Raw genomic sequence first — 20,870 nt, forward strand, 5'->3', positions numbered from 1 at the left:
CATGCTTCGCCGAGCCCTGATCGCGGCCGCCGCGCTGCCCCTCGCCCGGCCCTCGGTGGCGGCCGAGGCCTTGCCCGTGCTGAACGTCCTCGTCCCCGCGGCGCCCGGGGGCGGGTGGGACGGGCTCGGGCGGGCGGTCGAGCGCGCGGCGGTCGCGGCCGGGCTGGTTGGCCGCTTCGCCTTCGAGAACGTGCCGGGCGGCTCCGGCACGGTGGGGCTCGCGCGCTTCGTCAACCAGCGGCGCGGCCGGGCGGAGAGCCTTCTCGTCGCCGGCGCGAGCGTCGTCGGCGCGGCCATCGCCAGCCGCTCGCCGGTCAGCCTCAAGGACGTCGTGCCGGTCGCGCGCCTGACCGAGGAGGCGGGCGTCATCGTCGTGCCCGCCGGAAGCGAGTACCGCAGCATCGGCCAGCTCGCCGAGGCGCTGCGGGCGGAGCCGCGGGGCATCCCTATCGCCGGGGCGGGCGGCGGGTCGGTCGACCACGTCATCCTCTGCCTCCTGCTGAAGGCGCTCGGCCGCCGGCCGCTCGAGGCGCAGCTCGTCGCCTTCCCGGGCGGCGGCGCGACGCAGGCGGCGGTGATCGGCGGGCAGGTGAAGGCCGCGGTGGCGGGCTGGGGCGAGTTCGCCGAGCAGGTCGCCTCCGGCCGCGTCCGCGCGCTGGCGACGAGCGGCGAGCGGCGCCTGCACCCGGAGGTCCCGACGCTCCGGGAGAGCGGCTACGACGTCGCCGCGACGAACTGGCGCGGCCTCTTCGCGGCGCCCGGCGTGAGCGAGGCCGCGCGGCGGGCGCTGGTGGACCTCGCCACCGCCCTGCACGGCACCCGCGCCTGGCAGGAGACGCTCGCGGCCCGCGGCTGGGACGACGCCTTCCTCGCCGGCCCCGACTTCGCGGCCTTCGTCGCCCGCGACCAGGCGGACACCGAGGGCGTGCTGCGGGAGCTCGGCCTCGCCTGAGCCCCGGCCCTCAGCCTCGCTCTCAGCTTGGGCGCCGCTGGTAGAAGGGCACGCCGCCCGTGCTCATCAGCGCGTGGTCCGTGGCGAAGAGGTCGGCGTAGTGCAGCAGCCAGGCCTCGGTTGTGGAGCCGTGGAAGGGCGCGTTGGTCGCGTGGGTCGCGACCGTGTTCACCACCCGCGGCGCGAAGCCCATCTCCCGCAGCATCATCGCCCCGGGCACCCCGTGCGGCAGCTCGGCGGCGAGCGGCGACGCCCGCACCACCCCGTCCTCCCGCCGCATCAGCAGCGGCTTGTCGATGTCGTGCAGCACGAGGATGGGCACGAGCACCTCGGGGTCGGTCTCGCGCCCCCAGTCGCGGGCGGCGCGGCGCGCGAGGTCGATCCCCGCCCGCGTCACCTCGTTGACGTGGTCCATCAGCCGGTAGGCGGGCGCGATCAGCGAGTAGGGCATCTCCTCCAGCGTCTCGAAGGGGCTCGCGGCCCAGCTCGACACCCAGGCGGTGACGATGGCCTCGCGCGTCTCCGGCCGGACGCCCTGCAGCCCGTCCAGCCAGCCCGCGACGCGCTGGCGGCGCGCGGGATCGCCGCGCTCGATCCTGTAGAAATCCATCGGCCCGGCCCCCCTGCCATCCGCCGGCATTGTCGACAACTTCGGGCGCGCGGCCTAGACCGGCGCCATGGAGACGCCGCGCCTCGCCCTCATGCGATCGAAGCTCTTCGTGCCGGGCAGCCGGCCGGAACTGTTCCCCAAGGCGCTCGCCTCCGAGGCCGACGCCCTCTCCCTCGACCTCGAGGACGCCGTCACCCCCTCGCGCAAGGAGGAGGCCCGCGCGGCCGTCGAGGCCTTCCTGCGGGGCCGGCCGGAGGGAGGGGACGGCAAGATCGTGATCGTGCGGGTGAACGGCCCCGCGACGCCCCTCTTCGAGCCGGACCTGCGGGCGGTGCTCGGCCGGGGGCTGGATGTTGTGAACCTGCCCATGGTGGAATCGGCCGCGGACATCCAGCGGGCGGTCGACGCCATGCAGCGCGTCGAGCATCTCGGCGGCCTCTCCTCCCGCGCCCGGATCCTCGCCAACATCGAGACGCCGCGCGGGCTCCACGCGGCGGCGGAGATCGCGGCCGCCCACCCGCGCGTGGCCGGCCTGCAGGTCGGCTACGGCGACCTCTTCGAGCCCGCGGGCATCGCGCGCGACCACGCGGCGGCGCTCGACCACGTCCGGCTCGTCGTGCGCTTCGCGGCGGCAGCGGCGGACATCCCCTGCTTCGACGGCGCGCTGGCGGACGTGGCCTCGCCCGAGCGCTGCCGCGCCGAGGCGGAGGCGGCGCGGCGGCTCGGCTTCGCCGGGAAGTCCTGCATCCACCCGTCCCAGGTGCTGGTCGTGAACGCCGCCTTCGCGCCGACGCCCGGGGAGGTCGCCCGCGCGCGCCGGCTGCTCGACGCCGCGCGCGAGCGGATCGGCAGCGGCACCGGCGCCTTCCTCGTGGAGGGGCAGATGGTCGACGCGCCCTTCATCGAGAGCGCCCGCGCGCTCGTCGCGCTCGCGGCGCGCCTCGGGATGCCGGAAGCGCGCGGGGAGACGCCGTGAGCGCGCCGGCGGGCGGCCCCTCCCTGCATCGGCGCCGCTTCGACCCCGGCGCGCGGGGCGCGCTCGACGGGGTGCGCGTGGTGGACCTCTCGCGCCTCGTCGCGGGCAACCTGCTGACCAAGGTTCTCGCCGACCACGGGGCCGAGGTGGTGAAGGTCGAGCCGCCGGAGGGGGACTCGCTCCGCGCCTGGAAGGTCCAGGGGGTCGAGACCTCCTGGAAGACCTGGTGCCGGAACAAGCGCAGCGTCTGCCTCGACCTCCGCCGCGCCGAGGCCCAGGCGATCGTGCGGCGCCTCGCGGCCGGCGCGGCCATGCTGGTCGAGAGCTTCCGCCCCGGCGTCCTGGAGGCCATGGGCCTCGACCCCGACGCGCTTCTGGCGGCCAACCCCGCCCTCGTCGTCGTCCGCGTCTCCGGCTGGGGGCAGACGGGTCCCTACCGGCACAAGCCGGGCTTCGGCACGCTGGTGGAGGGCTATTCCGGCTTCGCGGCCATCAACGGCTTCGCCGACCGCGAGCCCGTGCTGCCGCCGATGTTCCTGGGCGACGCCTATGCCGGCCTCTACGGCTCGGCGGCCGCCCTCGTCGCGCTTCGCCACGCCGAGGCGACCGGGCAGGGCCAGGTGATCGACCTCTCGCTCTTCGACCCGATGCTGGCCGTGCTCGAGCCCCAGGCGGCCAGCTACGCGGTCACGGGGCGGCTGAAGCAGCGCACGGGCAGCCGCTCTACGAACACCGCGCCGCGCAACGCCTACCGGACGAAGGACGGCGGCTGGGTCTGCCTCTCCTCCTCCACCCAGGGCATGACGGAGAAGCTGTTTCGCTCCATCGGGCGGTCGGACCTGATCGAGGACCCGCGCTTCCGCACCAACCCCGACCGGCTGCGGAACTGGGAGGTGCTGGACGGCATCGTGGCCGGCTTCGTCGCGGCGCGGAGCACGGCGGAGAACCTCGCGCATTTCGACGCGGCGGGCGTCACGATCGGTCCCATCAAGGACGCCGCCGGGCTGCTGGAGGACCCCTTCGTGGCGGAGCGGGAGTCCCTCATCGAGGTGCCCGACAGCGACATGCCCGGGGGCTGGCTGCCGATGCACGGGGAGGTGCCGCGCCTCTCCGCCACCCCCGGCATCCTCGCCCGCCCCGCCCCCCGCCTCGGCGAGCACAACGAGGAGGTCCTCTCCCCCCTCCTCGGCCCGGAGGAACTCGCCCGCCTTCGCGAGGCGGGGGTGATCCGGGGCTGAGGGACGGGCTTGCACCGGGGCCGCCGGGCGTGCACCCCATCCGCCCAGCAGCGTCGAGCAGGAGCATCCGCAATGAAGGCCCAGAGCGTCCTCGAAACCATCGGCGGCACGCCGCATATCCGCCTCAACCGCCTCTTCCCCGACCACGAGGTCTGGATCAAGTCGGAGCGCTCGAACCCCGGCGGCTCCATCAAGGACCGCATCGGCATCGCGATGATCGAGGCGGCGGAGGCGGCGGGCACGCTCCGCCCCGGCGGCACCATCATCGAGCCGACCTCGGGCAACACCGGCGTGGGGCTGGCCATGGCCGCGGCGGTGAAGGGCTACACCCTCGTGCTCGTCATGCCCGAGAGCATGTCGATCGAGCGGCGCCGCCTGATGCAGGCCTATGGCGCGACCTTCGACCTGACCCCGCGCGAGAAGGGGATGAAGGGCGCGATCGCCCGCGCGGAGGAGCTCGTGGCGGCCACGCCCGGCGCCTGGATGCCCCAGCAGTTCGAGAACCCCGCCAACATCGACGTCCACCTCCGCACCACCGTGCCGGAGATCCTGGCGGACTTCCCGGAGGGGGTGGACGCCCTCGTCACCGGCGTGGGCACGGGCGGGCACATCACGGCCTGCGCCCAGGCGCTGAAGCCGAGATGGCCGGGGCTGAAGGTCTTCGCGGTGGAGCCCTCGGCCTCGCCGGTGATCTCGGGCGGCGCCCCCGCCCCGCACCCGATCCAGGGAATCGGTGCGGGCTTCGTGCCCGCCAACCTCCACGCCGCGCTCCTCGACGGCGTCATCCAGGTCTCGGCCGAGGACGCGAAGGAGTACGCGCGCCGCTCCGCCCGGGAGGAGGGGCTGCTCGTCGGCATCTCCTCCGGAGCCACCCTCGCGGCCATCGCGCAGAAGCTGGCCGAGCTGCCCGCGGGGGCGCGCGTGCTCGGCTTCAACTACGACACGGGCGAGCGCTACTTCTCCGTGCCGGACTTCCTGCCGGGCTGAGGCGGGGCGCCCCGGCCGGGGGGCAGCCCGAGCCGGCAATTGACCTTTCGGGCCGGCCGTGCGGCAATCCCGGAAGGCGTCGCCGGCAACAAGGGGACCCTTTGGGCAGGGCGCCGTCACCCCCCTCGTGACGGAGACTTCCATGGCCAGCACAAACACCCGGCTGCCGCGCCGTGCCTGCCTCGCGCTCCCGGCGCTCGCCCTGCTGCCGCGCGGCGCGGCCCTCGCCCAGGGGAGCGGGGCGCAGGGCGCCTCGGCCGCCGGGTCGTCGACGCTGAACCTGGCCGTCGCGGCCCCGCCGACGACGCTCGACCCGCACTACCACACGCTCTCGCCCAACAACATGATGGCCGAGCACTTCTTCGACCGGCTGGTGGGCCTCGACTCCCGCGCGCAGCTCCGCCCCGGCCTCGCGGAGAGCTGGAAGCTGGTGGACGACAGCACCTGGGAGTTCAAGCTCCGCCAGGGCGTGAAGTTCAGCAACGGGGACGACTTCACGGCCGAGGACGTGCTGACGACGCTGCGCCGCATCCCCAACGTCGTGAACAGCCCCGGCTCCTTCTCGATCTACACGCGCGGCATCGCGTCGTCCGAGGTGGTGGACCCCCACACGATCCGGTTCCGGACGAACGGCGTCTACCCGCTGCTGCCGCAGGACCTGAGCCAGATCTACATCATCTCCCGCTCGGTGGGCGACCGCGTCTCGACCGGCGACTTCAACAACGGCCGCGCGATGATCGGCACCGGCCCCTTCCGCCTCGTCTCCTTCTCGCCGGACGACCGCGTGGTGATGGCCCGGAACGACGCCTACTGGGGCGAGAAGCCGGACTGGTCCCAGGTGACCTACCGCTTCATCGCGAATGACGGCGTGCGGGTCGCGGCCCTTCTCTCGGGCGACGTCCAGCTCATCGACGTCGTGCCGCCCGCCGACATGCCGCGCCTGCGCACCACCCCCGGCATCACCTTTGCCGAGACCCCGAGCCTGCGCTCTATCTACATCAAGCTCGACATGGAGCACGAGGTCTCCCCCTAGATCACCGGGCCGGACGGGGGGAAGCTGGACCGGAACCCGCTGCGCGACCTCCGCGTCCGGCAGGCGCTCTCCATCGGCATCAACCGCCAGGCGATCGTGGACCGGGTGATGCAGGGGGCGGGCGTCCCCAGCGGGCAGATGATGCCGGCCGGCGCCAACGGCTACGTCGCCGACCTGCCGGCCCCCGCCCTCGACATCGAGCGGGCCAAGGCGCTGCTGGCCGCGGCCGGCTACCCGCAGGGCTTCGGCATCACGCTCCTTGGTCCCAACAACCGCTACGTGAACGACGCGCAGATCATCCAGGCCGTGGGGCAGATGTGGCAGCGCATCGGCGTCCGCACGCGGGTGGAGGCAGTGCCCTTCTCGGTGCTGGCGCAGCGCCAAGCGCGCAACGACATGTCGGCCATGCTGATCGGCTGGGCCACGGCGGGCGAGCCCTCCACGGCGTTGCGGGGCAACCTCACCACCCGCATTCCGGACAAGGGCTTCGGCACGGTGAACTTCAGCGGCTACTCCAACCCCAAGGTCGACGACCTCGTGGAGGAGGGGCTGCGGACCGCGGACGACGAGAAGCGGGAGGACACCTTCAAGCGGGCGATGCGCATGGCGATGGAGGACGTCGCGCTGATCACCCTGCACATGCAGAAGAACATCTGGGCGCTCCGCAGCGGCCTCTCCTACGAGGCACGGGCGGACGAGTACACCCTGGCCATGGGGGTGAAGCGCGCCTAGCGCCCGCCGGGCGGGAAGGGTGGCGGCGGGGTTTGAAATAGTTGACGCGTGGGGCCAAATGCCGCGGAATAGGAAGGGCGCCACCGCGCCCAACAGAGGAAAGAGAGCCGCATGACCTGGAAGACCCCCAAGATCGTCGAGATCTCCGTCGCCATGGAAATCAACTCCTACGCCTGCGCCGAGGTCTGACACGGGCTCTCCCCGGCCCTCGCGGCCGGGGGAACCGACCCGGCCCGGGACAGCGATGCTGCACCTGATCGTGCTCGGCTCCGCGGCCGGGGGAGGCTTTCCGCAGTGGAACTCCGCCGGCCCGGGGTGTCTTCGCGCGCGCGCGGGCGACCCCGCGGCCAGGCCGCGGACCCAGTGCTCCCTCGCGGTGAGCGCCGACGGGGAGCGGTGGGTGCTGCTGAACGCCGCGCCCGAGTTCACGAGCCAGATCGCCGCCACCCCCGCCCTTCACCCGCGCCCGGCACCCGGCCAGGTGCGCCATTCCCCCATCGCCGCCGCCGTCCTGACGGGCGCCGAGGTGGACACGGTGGCGGGGCTCCTCTCGATGCGCGAGCGACACCCCTTCGCCCTCTACGCGGCGCCCTCGGCGCTGGCCGTGCTGGACGATAACCCGATCTTTCGCGCGCTGGACCCCGCGCTCGTCCCGCGTCGCGCGCTGACCGTCGCCGCACCGCTCCCGCTGCGCGACGCCGGCGGGACGCCCCTTGGCCTGACGGTCGAGGCCTTCCCGGTGCCCGGCAAGGTGCCCCTCTTCCTGGAGGAGGGCGAGGACCCCGGCCGCGACGAGGAGGGCGCCACCATCGGCCTCGCGATCCGGACCGGCGACGGGCCGGCCGCCTACTTTATCCCGGGCTGCGCGGCGATGACGCCCGCGCTGCGCGAGCGGCTGCGCGGCGCCGCCCTCGTCCTCTTCGACGGCACCCTCTGGCGCGACGACGAGATGCCGCGCGCCGGCGCCGGGCCCAAGACCGGCGCGCGCATGGGCCACATGAGCGTGGACGGCCCCGACGGCGTCATCGCCGCCTTCGCCGACCTCGGCGTCGCGCGGCGCGTGCTCATCCACGTCAACAACACCAACCCCGTCCTTCTCGCCGACAGCCCCGAGCGCGCGACCGCGCGGGCCGCCGGCTGGGAGGTGGCGGAGGACGGCATGAGGATCACCCTTCGCGCCATGACTGCGGCCGAACCCGCATGAGCGGCCCCCTTCTCCCGCGCGAGGAGCTGGAGGCGCGGCTCCGCGCCATCGGCGCCGAGCGCTACCACAGTCTGCACCCCTTCCACCGCCTGCTGCACGACGGCCGGCTCAACAAGGGCCAGGTCCAGGCCTGGGCGCTGAACCGCTACTACTACCAGGCGAGCATCCCCGCGAAGGACGCCTCCCTCCTCGCCCGCCTGCCGACGACGGCGCTTCGCCGGGAGTGGCGCCGGCGGCTGGAGGACCATGACGGGGACGGCAGCAAGCCCGGCGGGGTGGAGCGCTGGCTGCGCCTCACCGGCGGCCTCGGGCTGGACGAGGGCTACGTCACCTCGCTCCAGGGGCTGCTTCCCGCCACGCGGTTCGCGGTCGACGCCTATGTCCACTTCGTCCGCGAGCGCACGGTGCTGGAAGCCGTGGCCTCCTCGCTGACCGAGATGTTCTCGCCCGCCATCATCTCCGAGCGGGTGAGCGGCATGCTGCGCGCCTACGACTTCGTGGACGAGGCGACGCTCGCCTACTTCACGCCGCGCCTCACCCAGGCGCCGCAGGACGTCGCCTTCGCGCTCGACTACGTCGCCGAGGAGGCGCGCACGCGCGAGCAGCAGGAGGCCGTCATGGCCGCGCTCCGCTTCAAGTGCGACCTTCTCTGGGCGCAGCTCGACGCGCTGCACCACGCCTATGTCGCGCCCGGCCTGCCCCCGCCCGGCGCCTTCGTGCCGGAGGCCTTCGCGCCGGGCGCGCGCGTCGCCGAGCCCGCATGACGGTGGAAGGTGCCACCGTGCTCCGCCTCGCGCGCGGCATGCGCCTGCGCGAGGACACGGCGCGCGGCCGCTGGGTGGTCATGGGCCCCGAGCGGCTCTTCGTGCCCGACGAGATCGCCCTCGAGATCCTCCGCCTTCTCGACGGCGCCCGCAGCGTGGACGCGATCGTGGACAGCCTGGCCGCCCGCTACGACGCCCCGCGGGACGCCATCGGCAACGACGTCACGGCGCTGCTGCAGGACCTTGCGGGTCGCGGCGTGGTGGCGGCGTGACGGAGCCCCCCGCCCCGCTCGGCCTGCTCGCGGAGCTCACGCACCGCTGCCCGCTGCGCTGCCCCTACTGCTCGAACCCGACCGAGCTCTCCCGCGCCTCCGAGGAGCTCGACGCCGCCACCTGGGGCCGCGTCTTCCGCGAGGCCGCGGCGCTGGGCGTGCTCCAGCTCCATCTCTCCGGCGGCGAGCCCGCCGCGCGGCGCGACCTGCCGGAGATCGTCGCCCACGCGGCGGCGGCGGGCCTCTACAGCAACCTCATCACCTCCGGCGTGCTGCTCGACGCGCCCCGCCTCGCGGCCCTGGCCGCCGCCGGGCTGGATCACGTCCAGCTCTCCGTGCAGGACGCCGAGGAGGGATCGGCCGACCGCATCGGCGGGCTGCCCGGGGGCCACGCGCGCAAGCTGCGCTTCGCCGAGGAGGTGCGCGCCACAGGGCTGCCGCTGACGCTCAACGCCGTGGTCCATCGGCAGAACCTGGACCGGCTGCCAGCGCTCATCGACCTCGCCCTCGCGCTCGGCGCGGGTCGGCTGGAGGTCGCGCACGTGCAGTACTACGGCTGGGCGCTGCGCAACCGCGACGCGCTGCTCCCCACCCGCGCGCAGCTCGACGCCGCGACCGAGGTGGTGCGGGCCGCGCGGGTCGCGCTCAAGGGACGCCTCGTCATCGACTACGTCGTGCCCGACTACCACGCGCACCGGCCGAAATCCTGCATGGGTGGCTGGGGGCGCCAGTTCATCGCCGTCTCGCCGGCCGGGCGCGTCCTGCCCTGCCACGCGGCGGAGAGCCTGCCGGGCTTCCGTTTCCCGAGCGTGCGCGAGCACTCGCTCGCCGAGATCTGGTCCGGCTCGGACGCCTTCCAGCGCTTCCGCGGCACCGCCTGGATGCCCGAGCCCTGTCAGGGCTGCGAAAGGCGGGAGCTCGACTGGGGAGGCTGCCGCTGCCAGGCCTTCGCGCTGACCGGCGACGCCGCGGCGACCGACCCGGCCTGCGCCCTGTCGCCGCACCACCACCTCCTCGACCTCGCCCTGCACGAGGCGGCCGAGGCCGGCAGGGAATTCACCTACCGCGAGATGGGCCGCGCCGCCGCGGCGACCTGATCCTCAGCGCTGGGCGACGTAATGGGCGATCGCCGCGATGTCGGCGTCGCTCAGCCCCTTCACCACGCCGTTCATCTGCGTGTCCGAGCCGCGGCGCTGGTCGTCGCGGTAGGCGCGCAGCGTGCCCGCGAGGAAGTCCTCGCGCTGCGCCGCGATGTGCGGCACCTGGTTCTGGCCGGACAGGTCGGCGCGGTGGCAGATGCCGCAGCGGAGCGGCCCGGCCAGCGCCTCGCCCCGCGCGAAGGCCTCGGCGTTGCGCGCGGGCCGGTCCTCCGGCGGCGCGTGGGGGAGCGAGGCGAAATGCGCGGCGAGGTCCTCCACCTGCGCGTCGGTGAGTCCGGCGGAGGGCGCCTCCATCGGCGGCACGTCGCGCAGCCCCTCCCGGAACAGCACGAGCTGCACCGCGATGAACTCCGCTTGCTGCCCGGCGAGCGAGGGGATGTTCTCGATGGCCGAGACCCCGCGCGGCCCGTGGCAGGCGCCGCAGCCGCGCTCCTCCGCGAGGGCGGCCCCGCGCGCCGCGTCCTGCGCGCGGGCTCCGGCAAACGCGCCAAGAAGCGGGAGGGCCAGCGCGAGCGCCAGCCCTCCCCGAAGCAGTGCCCGCAAGCCCCTCACCGCCCGTAGGAGATGCGGTAGATGGCGCCGTTCTGCTCGTCCGAGACCAGCATCGAGCCGTCGGGCATCACCAGCACGTCGGTCGGCCGGCCCTTGAAGCTGTTGTCGCCGGTGTCGAGAAGCCCGGTCAGGAAGGGCTCGACCGTGCCGCGCGAGCCGTCGGCGTTCAGCGTCACGGTGACGACGTCGAAGCCGCTCTTGTCGTCGCGGTTCCACGAGCCGTGGCGGGCGACGAAGGCGCGGCCGCGATAGGCCTCGGGGAACATCGCGCCGTTGTAGAAGCGCATGCCGAGCGGCGCCGCGTGCGGGCCAAGCAGCGCGACGGGCGCCGGGAACTCGGAGCAGACCCGGCCGGTATGGCCCGGGTCCTGCCACGCCTCGCCCGAGCAGAAGGGGAAGCCGTGGTGCTCGCCCACCCGGTTCAGCCGGTGGAAGCTGTCCTGCGGCGTCTCGTTGCTCACCCAGTCGCGCGCGTTGTTGCTCGCGTAGAGCACGCCCGTGCCCGGCTGCCAGTCGAAGCCGACGGAGTTGCGGATGCCGCGCCCCACCACCTCGCGCCCGGAGCCATCGGGGTTGTAGCGCACGATCAGCGCATGGCGGTTCTCGTCGATCTCGCAGACATTACAGGGCGCGCCGATGTTCATGTAGAGCTTGCCGTCGGGCCCGAAGGCCGCGAACTTCCAGCCGTGATGCGCCTCGGTCGGCAGCGCGAAGGCCTGGGTCAGCTCGACCGGCTCGGCGTTGGGGTTGCTCGCGATGTTGTCGTAGCGCAGCACCCGGTTGATCGCGATGACGTAGAGAGCGCCGTCCCGCACCGCGACGCCATTCGGGTTGTCCAGGCGCTGGGCGAGCACCCGCGGCGTGCGCGTGCCGCCCTCGTCCTTGACCGCGTAGACGCGCCCGATGGTGCGCGTCCCCACATAGACCGTGCCGTCCTCGCCGCGCGTCATCATCCGCGCGCCGGGCATGCCGGAGGCCCAGAGCTCCGCGCGGAAGCCCTCGGGCAGTCGGATGCTGTCGAGCGGGATGCGGTCGGCGGCGGTCGCGGTCAGGCGCGGCGAGTGCGGCGCCAGCGGGCTGGACGCCTGCTCGGGGCTGCGACCCTGCGCCCAGGAGGGCGGGGCGGCCGGCTGCTGCGCGAGGGCGGGCAGGGCGAGGGCAAGGCACAGCGCGCCCGCCAGCGGCGCGCGCCAAGTGATCTGGGGCATCGGTTTCCTCCGGGATGGCGTTTGATGGGCCATTCTTGTGGAATGGTAATCACGCCGCCATCCGCAAGACAACAGGCCTTCGCACCGCGCGGGCGCCGGGGCTTGCCGTCCGCACGGGCGCGCGCCAGCCTTCCGTTCCCGCGCGAGGAACCACCGGATGAGCCGCCTCTTCGAACCACTGCAACTCGGAGGCCTCCGGCTCGCCAACCGCATCGTCATCGCGCCCATGTGCCAGTACTCGGCGACGGACGGCGCGGCGGGCGACTGGCATCTGATTCACCTCGGCCACCTCGCTCTCTCCGGCGCCGGGCTGATGATCCTCGAGGCCACCGCCGTGTCGCCGGAGGGGCGGATCTCGCCCGCCGACCTCGGCCTCTACGACGACGCGACCGAGGCGGCGCTGGCGCGCGTGCTGCCGGCCGTGCGCGCGAACTCGCCCATGCCCATCGCGGTGCAGCTCAGCCACGCCGGCCGCAAGGCCTCCAGCCGCGCGCCCTGGGACGGCGGCGCGCAGATCCCGCCCGGCGCGCCCGGCGGATGGAAGACGGAGGCGCCCTCGGCCGTGCCGCATTCCTCGGACGAGGACGCGCCGCGCGCGCTCGACCGCGCGGGGCTCGACCGCGTGCGCGGGGACTTCGTGCGGGCGGCCGAGCGCGCGGCGCGCCTCGGGCTGGACGGCATCGAGATCCACGGCGCCCACGGCTACCTCCTGCACCAGTTCCTCTCGCCGCTCGCCAACCACCGCACCGACGAGTACGGCGGCAGCCTCGAGAACCGCCTGCGCTTCCCGATCGAGGTCTTCGACGCCGTCCGCGCCGCCTTTCCCGCGGAGCGTCCGGTCTGGATGCGCATCTCCGCGACCGACTGGGTACCGGGCGGCTGGGACGTCGAGGGCACGGTCGCGCTGTCGCGGGCGCTGAAGGAGCGGGGCTGCGCGGCCATCCACGTCACCTCGGGCGGCGTCTCGCCGCAGCAGGCGATCAAGCTCGGCCCGGGCTACCAGGTGCCTTTCGCGCAGCGCGTGAAGGCGGAGGTCGGCCTGCCCACCATCGCCGTCGGCCTCATCACCGAGGCGGAGCAGGCGGAGGCGATCATTGCCAACGGCGAGGCCGACGCCGTCTCCCTCGCCCGCGCCATGCTCTACGACCCGCGCTGGCCCTGGCACGCGGCGGCCAGGCTCGGCGCGCGGGTCGTCGCGCCGAAGCAGTACTGGCGGTCCCAGCCGCGCGAGTACAAGGACCTGTTCGAGGCCGCCAGCTTCGGGCAGCGCTGAGCGAGGCCCCTAGCCGCGCCCGCCGGCGAGCCGCGCCGCGGCAGGGCTGCGGCCGAGGCGCAGCATCGCGGCGCAGCCCAGCGACGGCCCGGCCGCCAGCACCGCGAAGGCTAGGCCCCAGCCGCCGCCCTCCACGAGGACCGGCATCAGCTGGATGGTGAGCAGCGTCAGCGCGAAGCCGAGGCAGGTCTGCAGCGTCAGCATCGTGCCCGTCAGCGCGGGCTCGGAAAGCTCCGCGAGGCTCGCCGAGAACTGCGCGGAATCCGCGACCACCGCGACGCCCCAGAGAAGGCACAGCGCGAGCGTCACGGCCGGGTGCGCCCCGAAGGCGGGGCCCGCGAGGAGGCAGCAGGCGCCCGAGGTCGCCATGGCGCCGACCGTCACGCGCACCCGCCCGAGCCGGTCCGCCAGCCACCCCGCGGCCACGCTGCCGAGCGCGCCCGCGGCGATGACGAGGAAGGTCGCGAGCGAGGCCCCCGCCCCGGCCGCCTCCGCCACGCCGCGCCAGGCGCCGAAGCTCGCCGAGAGATAGAGCCCGACCCAGGCCCACATGGCGTAGAGCTCCCACATGTGGCCGAGATAGCCGAGGGTCACGAGGCGCTTGTCGCGGTCCCGCCACAGCGCCAGCGCCGCGCCCGGGCGGAACCGCGCGGCCCGCGCGTGGCGCGGCCCGGTCCGCGTCAGCCCGATCAGCCCGGCCGCCGCCACGGCCGAGAGCGAGGCCATGCCGAGCGTCACGCGCCAGTCCAGCCCGCCAAGCGCGTTCACCAGGTGCGGCGAGGCCGAGCCGAGCGTGAGACCGCCGACGACGAGGCCGATCACCCAGCCCGCGTCGCCGCGGTCCGCCCAGCCGGCCGCGAGCTTCATGCCCACGGGATAGACGCCCGCGAGCGCCGCGCCTGTCGCGAAGCGCGCCGCGATCGCCGCCGTGCCGCCGGCGGGCAGCAGGAGGATGAGCCCGTTCGCCGCCGCGCCCGCCAGCGCCGCCGCGGCGAAGACGCGCCGCGGGTCGAAGCGGTCGGGCAGCGAGAGCGCCGCGCTGGCGAGCGTGCCCGCGACGAAGCCGGCCTGCACCGCGGCGGTGAGCAGCGCCTGGAAGCCGGGCGCGGTTTCCGCGGCCTCGCGCGCCATGCCCGGCCCCGCCGCCGTGCCCGAGAACCAGAGGGCGAGCGCCATGACCTGCGCGACGACGATCAGGGCGAGGTTGGCGGCCTTCCCGGCCATGCGGTCATCCCCCCAGCGCGCCGGGCGGCAGGTTGCACAGGGCCGGAGCGCGCCGCAAGCTGGCGGCCCCGCCCGCGCCGGCCCTGCCGCGCCGCGGGACCCCAGAACCAGGACACGAGATGCCGCGCGAGATCCGCCTGAACGCCTTCGACATGGCCTGCGTCGGGCACATCCAGCACGGCCTCTGGACCCATCCCCGGGACCAGTCCACGCGCTTCGGGGAGATGGCCTACTGGACCGACTACGCGCGGCGGCTCGAGGCCGGGCTCTTCGACGGGATCTTCTTCGCGGACGTGCTCGGCGTCTACGACGTCCTCGGCGGCAGCCCGGACGCGGCGATCCGCGGCGCGGTGCAGGTGCCGGTGAACGATCCGACCCTCGTCATCCCCGCCATGGCCGCGGTCACGCGGCACCTCGGCTTCGGCGTCACCTGCAACCTCGTCTACGAGCCGCCCTTCCTCTTCGCGCGGCGGATGTCCACGCTCGACCACCTCACGGGCGGGCGCATCGGCTGGAACATCGTCACCGGCTACCTCGACAGCGCGGCGCGCGCGGCCGGCATCGGCGGGCAGATCGCGCATGACGACCGCTACGACCTCGCCGACGAGTACATGTCCCTCGTCTACAAGCTCTGGGAGGGGAGCTGGGACGACGACGCCGTGCTCGCCGACCGCGCGCGCGGGATCTACGCGGACCCGGCGAAGGTGCGCGCGGTCCACCACGAGGGGCCGCAGTACCGGCTCGACGCGATGCACCTCTCCTCGCCCTCGCCGCAGCGCACGCCGGTGCTCTACCAGGCCGGCGCCTCGAGCCGCGGGCGGCGCTTCGCGGCGACCCACGCCGAGTGCGTCTTCGTCAACGGGGGCAAGAAGGAGGCCGTGCGCGAGATCGTGGACGACATCCGCGCCCGCGCCGTGGCCCTCGGGCGCGCGCCCGGCGACGTGAAGGTCTTCATGGGCGCGACCCTCGTCCTCGGCCGCACCGACGCCGAGGCGGAGGAAAAGTTCGAGGAGTACCGGCGCCACGCGAGCAGCGAGGCCGCGATGGCCCACGCCGCCGCCTCGCTCGGCATCGACTTCGCGCGCTACGACCTCGACGAGCCGATCTCGACCGAGGGCACCCAGGCGATCGTCTCGAACGTGGAGGCGATGACGCGCAGCGCCGGCCCGCAATGGACGCGCCGCAAGCTGCTCGACCAGCTCGTCCTCGGCAGCCGCCAGCAGCCCTGGGTCGGCTCGGCCGAGCGGCTGGCGGACCGGCTGGTGGAATGGAGCGAGGAGACTGGGGTGGACGGCTTCAACCTCTCCCGCACCGTGGTGCCCGAGTGCTTCGACGACGTCGCCGCGATGCTCGTCCCCGCCCTGCAGGAGCGCGGCGCCTACAAGACCGCCTACCGGGAGGGCACCTACCGCGAGAAGCTCTTCGGCCGCGCCCGCCTGCCCGCCTCCCACGCCGCGGCGCGGCACCGGGGCGGGTGAGGCCGTCCCGTCAGATGAACTGGCCGTGCAGGAAGCCGAGCGCCGGAAGCGGGCGCCAGCTGCGCGGCAGGTCGGCGCGGCGGATCGGCGAGACGCTGTAGTTCGGCACCGGCATGCTCGAGCTCCGCAGGAAGGCCGCGTAGGCCCGGACCTGCTGCTCCCGCCAGTTGCGGTCGGCGTCCGCCGCCGCCCGGCTGGGGTAGATCTCGGCCACGCGCGTCTTGCGGCCGATGGCGGCGACGACCGCCCAGAGCTTGTCGTCGCGCGCCCGGCTGAGGCTGACGACCCGCTCGGCGGGGCTTCCCTGGACGGTCTGGTTCATGCACCGGGCCTCGTTGGTCCAACGCCGGGGGGATGGCTGCTGGCTGTCGCATGCATCCCCTCCATCTGTGCCCTGCCGGGGCCGCGCACAAGGCGGCCGGGGCACGCGGCGCCGGGGCGTCGCGCTTGCCCGCCGGCCGGGGTTCGGGAATGCTCCGCCTCCCCCGGGCGGCGCGGGGCGGGGCCGACGAGGGCCCCTTCCGGCCGGCCCGCGCGGCACGAAGCACGAGGAAGCGCCCGCCATGACGACCATCCGCCGATCGGAGTTCATCGGCCTCGCCGCCGGAGCCGCCGCCCTCGGCCTGGCCCCGCGGGCAAGGGCCGCGGACTACCCGACCCGCCCGATCGAGCTCATCGTCCCGGCCTCGGCCGGCGGCGGCACGGACGTCCTCGCGCGCGCCTTCGCGGAGGCGGCCAAGCGGCACTCGCCCCAGCCCTTCATCATCGTCAACCGCCCCGGCGCCAGCGGCGCGGTCGGCTTCGGCGAGGTGCTGAACGCGCGGCCCGACGGCTACAAGGTCTGCGTCGTCTTCGTCGAGCTCGCGATCCTTCCCTTCCTGAACCAGATCCGCTTCTCCGCAGACGACTTCCGCATGATCGCCCGGCTGAACGCGGACCCGGCCTCGATCCTCGTGCGGACGGAATCGCCCTGGCAGAGCTTCGAGGACTTCATCGGCGAGGCGAAGCGGCGGCCCGGCGGCGTGACGCTCGGCGACTCCGGCGTCGGCTCCATCTGGCACCTCTCGGGCGCCGCCATGGCCGAGAAGACCGGCACCAGCTTCCTGCACGTCCCCTATCCCGGCGCGGCCCCGGGGCTGACGGCCCTGCTGGGCGGTCATGTCGACGCCATGTGCTGCGGCCCGGGCGAGGCGAACGCGCATGTGCAGGGCGGCAAGATGCGCGCGCTCGTCGTCATGTCGGACCAGCGCGTGCCGGGCTTCGAGAGCGTGCCCACGCTGAAGGAGCGCGGCGTGGACCTGGCGATCGGCACCTGGCGCGGCCTCGGCGTCCCGCGCGCCACCCCGGCGCTGGTGCTGGAGACGCTTGGGGAGATCGCCCGCAAGGCCGCGGCCGAGCCCTCCTTCAAGGAGGCCCTGGCGCGGGTGAACCTCGGCTACAGCTACGCCGAGGCCGCCGAGTTCGACGCGAACGTGGCCGCCGACCGGGCCTTCTTCCGCGACCTGACCGCGCGCCTGAAGCTCGGCTGAGGGACTGGCGCGGCGGGCCCGGATCGCGGCCCGCCGCCTCCGGAGCGGTTGCACCGGTTCAACTGATCCATGGATCAGTTCTTCTTGATTTCACAGCCGCGTGATGCGATACCGGGGAAGTGTCGCGGGCAAGCCAGCCTCGCGTCCCGGGAACGCCGCGGTGGCCGCGATCATTCTGCCCTTCGCCCGTCCGATTCCGACGGTGCTGAGCATCACGCAGTCCGAACGGCACCTAGCCGCCGGCTGGGCCGCCCATCTCGCGGCGACCCTCGGCGGGACCTGGTGGGTCGAGACGCATCTGAGCGACGACGGGGAGGTCTGGCTCGGGGTCGTCACGCCCTCGAGCCACGGCGCGCTGGTGGGCGATCTCTCGCTCGCCTGGCTCGTCTCTCGCACGGTGGACGGCTTCGAGGTGTCGAGCGTCCCGGCCTGCACCAAGTCCGGCGTCTACCCCAGCCTGCGCCGCGCCCTCGCCGCCATCGAGGCCGCGGAGAAGACGCCGCGCGCCATCGCCTACGGTACCTGAGCGCCGCGGGCGCGTCCCACTACGACGCGCCGCTGGCGACCTTCACGGGCTCCTGCGGGGACGCGGCGGCCTCGCCCATGATGGTGCGCATCTCGCGCAGGAGGGCGGCGCCCTTGACGGTGCGCTGGACGAGGACGGAGCGGCGGTCCTGGGGGTCGGTCTTGCGGCGGGCGAAGTCGAGCTCGCCCAGCCGGTCCAGCGCGCGCGTGATGGCGGGCTTGGAGACGTTGAGCGACGCGGCCAGGCCGCGCACGGTGTGCGGCCCCTCGCCGAGGTAGACCGTCAGGAACACGCCGAGCTGGCGCGCCGAAAGGTCGGGGCCGTCGCGGCGCACGAGGGCGACGATCGTGTCCCGCAGAATTCCGACGAACTGGTCCGGTGTGCCTTGCACGGGCATCGAAGCTCCTTTTCCATGCCGGTCTGGCTATGCAACGTATCATAGATGATCGTGCGATCATATCAACAGGCGGATTGATCCATCCGACTTCCGTCGACATTTAATTATCGGCCCTGACGGATTTTCGCGGGTTAAGGCGGAAAAGCGGGCCCGCGGCACAGCCGGCAATGACCCTGACCAAGCGTGACGCGTCCCTGCCCCGTCTTTTCAAAGGCCTGCGGCAGGCCGGCGGCCCGGTCCGGCTTCCGGCCGCCTGCCGCACTCCGGCATTCCGCCCTGAGACATTTCGCTTGAAAAAATACGCGCGTTTCGTCTCTTTAGTTGAGAAAACGCGCAAAGGTTGCCGCCGCGCTTTGCCGATATCACCCACCCGGATCTTTGAGCGATATTCTAATTGGCGAAAGGTGAGTGGGCGCCGTCAGCGCGCGGGGATGGGCAGGCTGATCCGGCAGCAGACCCCGTCCGGGCGGATGGCGTAGGCGGTCTCGGCCTGGAGCTGGTAGGGGAGCGCGCGCTCGATCAGCTCCCGGCCGTAGCCCCGCTTCGCCTCGGCGCCCTCGGGAGGCGCGGGAAGGCCGACGCCCGATTCCTGCCATTCGATCTGCAGGCGCGGCTGGCCCTCGCCGTCCTGCTCGACGCACCACCGGACGGAAAGGTGCCCGCCGGGGACAGAGAGCGCGCCGTATTTGAGGGCGTTCGTCGCGAGCTCGTGCAGCGCGAGCGCCAGGGTCTGCACCTTGCCCGAGCGCAGCCCCACGCTCGCCGGTCCCTCCAGCGTCACCTGCCCGCCGTCGTCGAAGGCGCCCGGCCCGGAGAGGCTCGTACGGATCAGCTCCCCGAAGGTGACGCGCTGCCCGGTCTCCTGCCGGGCCAGCAGGCCCTGCACCCGCGCCAGCGCCCCCAGCCGGTCCGAGAAGCGACCGCGGAAATCCTCCATCGAGGCGCTCCGCGCGAGGGTGCTGTCGGCCAGCGAGCGGACCACCCCGATGAGGTTGCGCGTGCGGTGCTGGAGCTCGGCCACGAGGACCGACTGCACCTCCTGGAGGTGGCGCAGCTGGTGGACGTCGGTCGAGGCGCCCACCCACTCGCTCGCCGCCCCCTCCCCCCGCCGCACCGGCCGCGCGCGAGTCTGGTGCCAGCGATAGGCGCCGTCCGCGCGCCGCAGGCGGTGCTCGACGTAGAGGCCGCTCTCCACGGCGGCCTCGGACCAGGCCCCGCGGGTGGCCTCCCGGTCGTCGGGATGGACGGCGTCGAGCCAGCCGTAGCCGCGGCTCGCCTTCGCGCCGAGGCCGGTGAAGTCGCACCATTGCGGGCTGCTCCAGTCGCGGGCGCCCGTGGGCTCGCCGAGGAAGACGAGCTGGTCGATGCCCGTCGCGAGCGTGCGGAACAGCGCCTCGCTGCGCGCCAGCTTCTCCTCCGCCGCGCGGCGCCCGGTCACGTCCTGGCCGATCTTGAGGAAACCGCGCAGGGCGCCGTCGGCGCGGCGGAGCGCAACGGACCGCCCGTCCAGGAAGACGCGCCCGCCGTCCCGGCGAAGGTGCCAGCGGGCCGAGGGCGCGTCGCCGGTCTCGCGGGCGAGGGCGAATTCCTGGCCGGGCAGGCCGGCCGCGCGGTCCTCGGGCGTGAAGAGGACCGAGGCCGGCTGGCCGACGATCTCCTCCGGCCGCCACCCGAAGGCCGCCTCGGCGCCGGGAAACCAGCTGGTGACGACCCCCTGCGGGTCGGTGATGAGGATCGCGTAGTCGCGCACGTTCTCGATGACGAAGCGCAGCCGTTCCTCGCTCTGGCGGAGCAGCTCCTCGGCGTCGCGCCGGGCGGTCAGGTCGATCGTCACGACGAGAAGCTTCGCGGCCTCGCCCCCGGCGTCCCGCAGGCGGGTGATGGTGCTGCTGGCCCAGACATGGCTCCCGTCCGGGCGGATGTAGCGCTTGTCGAGCGAGCTCGGCTCGCCCGTGCGGAGCGTGCGGACCACCGCGTCGAGGCTGGGCAGGAGGTCGTCGGCGAAGGTGACGTCGGCGACGCCCGATTGCATCAGCACCTCGCGCGGGCGCCCCAGGATGCGGCACAGCTCGTCGTTCACCGTGATGAACCGCCCGTTGGTCCCGACCACGGAGAGGCCGACGGAGGCGTGGGTGAAGATGTCCGCGAGCTGGTCCTCGCCCACGCGGCCGACGCCCCCCGCGGCGTCGGGCGACCGGCCGGGACGGGATGGGCTGGCCGCGACGCCGCAGAAGCCGGCGACCGCGCCGTCCTCGCCCCAGACCGGCGTCAGGGAGAAGGCGGAGCGCCGCCGCGGCGTCGACGCCGTCCCCGGCAGGCCGAGCCCCTCCCAGGCCAGCCGGTGCGGTTCGCCGGCCCGAAGCGCCTCGCGGACGGGCGGCGGAAGCTCCACGTCCCGCCCGAGCGCGGCCTCGCACCCCCCGGGCGAGCCCGCCTCGCCCAGGAGGGACAGGAAGCCGTCGTTGTGGAGAAGGCAGGCGCGCGGCCCCCAGAGGAGGAAGACCGGCTCGCGCACGGCCAGCATGAGATCGACCGCCGCCCGGAGGCCCGGCGGCCAGTCGCCGATCGGGCCGAGCGCCGTGGCGGGCCAGTCATACGCCCGGATGCGCGCGGCCATCCCCCCGCCGGCCGGCCAGCCCTCGCCTCCCCCTGCGGACAGCGGCATCCTCGCGCCCTCCCCTTTTGGTCCTCGCGCAACGGCCGGCCGCTCGACCGCCACCACGAAGCGAACCCAGGCGGGAGAAGCGACCGTGAG

20 protein-coding genes and 1 pseudogene are annotated in these 20,870 nt (G+C 74.0%); 14 read left to right on the plus strand and 7 right to left on the minus strand.

What is annotated here, in order from left to right:
- Position 1: 1 nt before the first annotated feature.
- The gene (locus EAH89_RS00735; protein ID WP_140880853.1) at positions 2–952 is read left to right on the plus strand and encodes a tripartite tricarboxylate transporter substrate binding protein; all 951 of its coding nucleotides are present in this window, start codon (positions 2–4) and stop codon (positions 950–952) included.
- Between the two features lie 22 nt (positions 953–974).
- Here EAH89_RS00735 and EAH89_RS00740 read toward each other — a convergent pair whose 3' ends face one another.
- Positions 975–1,562 (minus strand): HDIG domain-containing metalloprotein, encoded by a 588-nt coding sequence (locus tag EAH89_RS00740; protein ID WP_161993444.1) that lies wholly within the window; start codon positions 1,560–1,562, stop codon positions 975–977.
- A 67-nt stretch (positions 1,563–1,629) separates the two neighbouring features.
- Between EAH89_RS00740 and EAH89_RS00745 the strand changes: the two genes are divergently transcribed.
- The 9 genes and pseudogenes from EAH89_RS00745 to pqqE all read left to right on the plus strand — a co-directional run bounded on the left by EAH89_RS00745 (position 1,630) and on the right by pqqE (position 9,865).
- A complete protein-coding gene (locus EAH89_RS00745; protein ID WP_206667416.1) occupies positions 1,630–2,538 on the plus strand; it encodes an HpcH/HpaI aldolase/citrate lyase family protein in 909 nt (302 codons plus the stop codon).
- Entirely contained in the window at positions 2,535–3,776 is a 1,242-nt protein-coding gene (locus EAH89_RS00750; RefSeq protein ID WP_140880855.1) for a CaiB/BaiF CoA transferase family protein, read from the plus strand. Before EAH89_RS00745 ends, EAH89_RS00750 begins: the two co-directional genes overlap by 4 nt.
- A 72-nt stretch (positions 3,777–3,848) precedes the next feature.
- A complete protein-coding gene (cysK, locus tag EAH89_RS00755; protein ID WP_140880856.1) occupies positions 3,849–4,763 on the plus strand; it encodes a cysteine synthase A in 915 nt (304 codons plus the stop codon).
- A gap of 346 nt (positions 4,764–5,109) precedes the next feature.
- Positions 5,110–6,528 (plus strand): annotated as a pseudogene (locus EAH89_RS00760) (ABC transporter substrate-binding protein).
- A gap of 111 nt (positions 6,529–6,639) precedes the next feature.
- Positions 6,640–6,717: a pyrroloquinoline quinone precursor peptide PqqA gene (pqqA, locus tag EAH89_RS33365; protein ID WP_140881139.1), complete on the plus strand. Its 78-nt coding sequence runs from the start codon at positions 6,640–6,642 to the stop codon at positions 6,715–6,717.
- A 55-nt stretch (positions 6,718–6,772) separates the two neighbouring features.
- On the plus strand, positions 6,773–7,732 hold the full coding sequence (gene pqqB / locus EAH89_RS00770) for a pyrroloquinoline quinone biosynthesis protein PqqB (RefSeq protein WP_140880857.1): 960 nt from the start codon (positions 6,773–6,775) through the stop codon (positions 7,730–7,732).
- Positions 7,729–8,496 (plus strand): pyrroloquinoline-quinone synthase PqqC, encoded by a 768-nt coding sequence (gene pqqC, locus EAH89_RS00775; protein ID WP_140880858.1) that lies wholly within the window; start codon positions 7,729–7,731, stop codon positions 8,494–8,496. The genes pqqB and pqqC overlap by 4 nt, the downstream gene beginning before the upstream one ends.
- Positions 8,493–8,768 (plus strand): pyrroloquinoline quinone biosynthesis peptide chaperone PqqD, encoded by a 276-nt coding sequence (gene pqqD / locus EAH89_RS00780; protein WP_140880859.1) that lies wholly within the window; start codon positions 8,493–8,495, stop codon positions 8,766–8,768. The genes pqqC and pqqD overlap by 4 nt, the downstream gene beginning before the upstream one ends.
- Positions 8,765–9,865 carry a pyrroloquinoline quinone biosynthesis protein PqqE gene (gene pqqE, locus EAH89_RS00785; protein ID WP_140880860.1) on the plus strand — a complete coding sequence of 367 codons (1,101 nt, stop codon included), beginning with the start codon at positions 8,765–8,767 and terminating at the stop codon, positions 9,863–9,865. Before pqqD ends, pqqE begins: the two co-directional genes overlap by 4 nt.
- Positions 9,866–9,868: 3 nt before the next feature.
- Here the strand turns inward: pqqE and EAH89_RS00790 are convergent, their stop codons facing one another.
- Together EAH89_RS00790 and EAH89_RS00795 are read right to left on the minus strand one after the other, a co-directional pair.
- On the minus strand, positions 9,869–10,471 hold the full coding sequence (locus tag EAH89_RS00790) for a c-type cytochrome (RefSeq protein ID WP_161993445.1): 603 nt from the start codon (positions 10,469–10,471) through the stop codon (positions 9,869–9,871).
- A gap of 5 nt (positions 10,472–10,476) precedes the next feature.
- Positions 10,477–11,688 carry a PQQ-dependent sugar dehydrogenase gene (locus EAH89_RS00795; protein ID WP_140880862.1) on the minus strand — a complete coding sequence of 404 codons (1,212 nt, stop codon included), beginning with the start codon at positions 11,686–11,688 and terminating at the stop codon, positions 10,477–10,479.
- Positions 11,689–11,845: 157 nt separating this feature from the next.
- Between EAH89_RS00795 and EAH89_RS00800 the strand changes: the two genes are divergently transcribed.
- The gene (locus tag EAH89_RS00800; RefSeq protein ID WP_140880863.1) at positions 11,846–12,961 is read left to right on the plus strand and encodes an NADH:flavin oxidoreductase/NADH oxidase; all 1,116 of its coding nucleotides are present in this window, start codon (positions 11,846–11,848) and stop codon (positions 12,959–12,961) included.
- A 9-nt stretch (positions 12,962–12,970) separates the two neighbouring features.
- Here the strand turns inward: EAH89_RS00800 and EAH89_RS00805 are convergent, their stop codons facing one another.
- Positions 12,971–14,185, minus strand: coding sequence for an MFS transporter (locus EAH89_RS00805; protein ID WP_140880864.1), 1,215 nt, complete (start codon positions 14,183–14,185; stop codon positions 12,971–12,973).
- 119 nt (positions 14,186–14,304) lie between these two features.
- On the opposite strand from EAH89_RS00805, the gene EAH89_RS00810 reads away from it, so the two are divergent.
- Positions 14,305–15,663, plus strand: a complete 1,359-nt coding sequence (locus EAH89_RS00810) for an LLM class flavin-dependent oxidoreductase (protein WP_140880865.1) — start codon at positions 14,305–14,307, stop codon at positions 15,661–15,663.
- A 10-nt stretch (positions 15,664–15,673) separates the two neighbouring features.
- Here the strand turns inward: EAH89_RS00810 and EAH89_RS00815 are convergent, their stop codons facing one another.
- Positions 15,674–15,985, minus strand: coding sequence for a hypothetical protein (locus tag EAH89_RS00815; RefSeq protein WP_140880866.1), 312 nt, complete (start codon positions 15,983–15,985; stop codon positions 15,674–15,676).
- Positions 15,986–16,226: 241 nt separating this feature from the next.
- Between EAH89_RS00815 and EAH89_RS00820 the strand changes: the two genes are divergently transcribed.
- Positions 16,227–17,192 (plus strand): Bug family tripartite tricarboxylate transporter substrate binding protein, encoded by a 966-nt coding sequence (locus tag EAH89_RS00820; protein WP_194152287.1) that lies wholly within the window; start codon positions 16,227–16,229, stop codon positions 17,190–17,192.
- A gap of 160 nt (positions 17,193–17,352) precedes the next feature.
- A complete protein-coding gene (locus tag EAH89_RS00825) occupies positions 17,353–17,718 on the plus strand; it encodes a hypothetical protein (RefSeq protein WP_140880867.1) in 366 nt (121 codons plus the stop codon).
- A gap of 19 nt (positions 17,719–17,737) precedes the next feature.
- On the opposite strand, the gene EAH89_RS00830 is transcribed toward EAH89_RS00825, so the two are convergent.
- Both EAH89_RS00830 and EAH89_RS32985 read right to left on the minus strand, forming a co-directional pair.
- Positions 17,738–18,115: a MarR family transcriptional regulator gene (locus EAH89_RS00830; protein WP_140880868.1), complete on the minus strand. Its 378-nt coding sequence runs from the start codon at positions 18,113–18,115 to the stop codon at positions 17,738–17,740.
- Between the two features lie 418 nt (positions 18,116–18,533).
- Positions 18,534–20,780, minus strand: coding sequence for a PAS domain S-box protein (locus EAH89_RS32985; RefSeq protein WP_140880869.1), 2,247 nt, complete (start codon positions 20,778–20,780; stop codon positions 18,534–18,536).
- Positions 20,781–20,870: the final 90 nt, after the last annotated feature.

This window comes from Muricoccus nepalensis, from assembly GCF_006438825.1.
Lineage (GTDB): Bacteria > Pseudomonadota > Alphaproteobacteria > Acetobacterales > Acetobacteraceae > Roseomonas > Roseomonas nepalensis.

Excerpts from the sequence above, each read along its gene's own strand:
- EAH89_RS00735 (WP_140880853.1), top strand. The coding sequence starts at position 2 with ATGCTTCGCCGAGCCCTGATCGCGGCCGCCGCGCTGCCCCTCGCCCGG.
- EAH89_RS00740 (WP_161993444.1), bottom strand. The coding sequence starts at position 1,562 with ATGGATTTCTACAGGATCGAGCGCGGCGATCCCGCGCGCCGCCAGCGC.
- EAH89_RS00745 (WP_206667416.1), top strand. The coding sequence starts at position 1,630 with ATGGAGACGCCGCGCCTCGCCCTCATGCGATCGAAGCTCTTCGTGCCG.
- cysK (WP_140880856.1), top strand. The coding sequence starts at position 3,849 with ATGAAGGCCCAGAGCGTCCTCGAAACCATCGGCGGCACGCCGCATATC.
- pqqA (WP_140881139.1), top strand. The coding sequence starts at position 6,640 with ATGACCTGGAAGACCCCCAAGATCGTCGAGATCTCCGTCGCCATGGAA.
- pqqB (WP_140880857.1), top strand. The coding sequence starts at position 6,773 with ATGCTGCACCTGATCGTGCTCGGCTCCGCGGCCGGGGGAGGCTTTCCG.
- pqqC (WP_140880858.1), top strand. The coding sequence starts at position 7,729 with ATGAGCGGCCCCCTTCTCCCGCGCGAGGAGCTGGAGGCGCGGCTCCGC.
- pqqD (WP_140880859.1), top strand. The coding sequence starts at position 8,493 with ATGACGGTGGAAGGTGCCACCGTGCTCCGCCTCGCGCGCGGCATGCGC.
- EAH89_RS00795 (WP_140880862.1), bottom strand. The coding sequence starts at position 11,688 with ATGCCCCAGATCACTTGGCGCGCGCCGCTGGCGGGCGCGCTGTGCCTT.
- EAH89_RS00800 (WP_140880863.1), top strand. The coding sequence starts at position 11,846 with ATGAGCCGCCTCTTCGAACCACTGCAACTCGGAGGCCTCCGGCTCGCC.
- EAH89_RS00805 (WP_140880864.1), bottom strand. The coding sequence starts at position 14,185 with ATGGCCGGGAAGGCCGCCAACCTCGCCCTGATCGTCGTCGCGCAGGTC.
- EAH89_RS00810 (WP_140880865.1), top strand. The coding sequence starts at position 14,305 with ATGCCGCGCGAGATCCGCCTGAACGCCTTCGACATGGCCTGCGTCGGG.
- EAH89_RS00815 (WP_140880866.1), bottom strand. The coding sequence starts at position 15,985 with ATGAACCAGACCGTCCAGGGAAGCCCCGCCGAGCGGGTCGTCAGCCTC.
- EAH89_RS00820 (WP_194152287.1), top strand. The coding sequence starts at position 16,227 with ATGACGACCATCCGCCGATCGGAGTTCATCGGCCTCGCCGCCGGAGCC.
- EAH89_RS00830 (WP_140880868.1), bottom strand. The coding sequence starts at position 18,115 with ATGCCCGTGCAAGGCACACCGGACCAGTTCGTCGGAATTCTGCGGGAC.
- EAH89_RS32985 (WP_140880869.1), bottom strand. The coding sequence starts at position 20,780 with ATGCCGCTGTCCGCAGGGGGAGGCGAGGGCTGGCCGGCCGGCGGGGGG.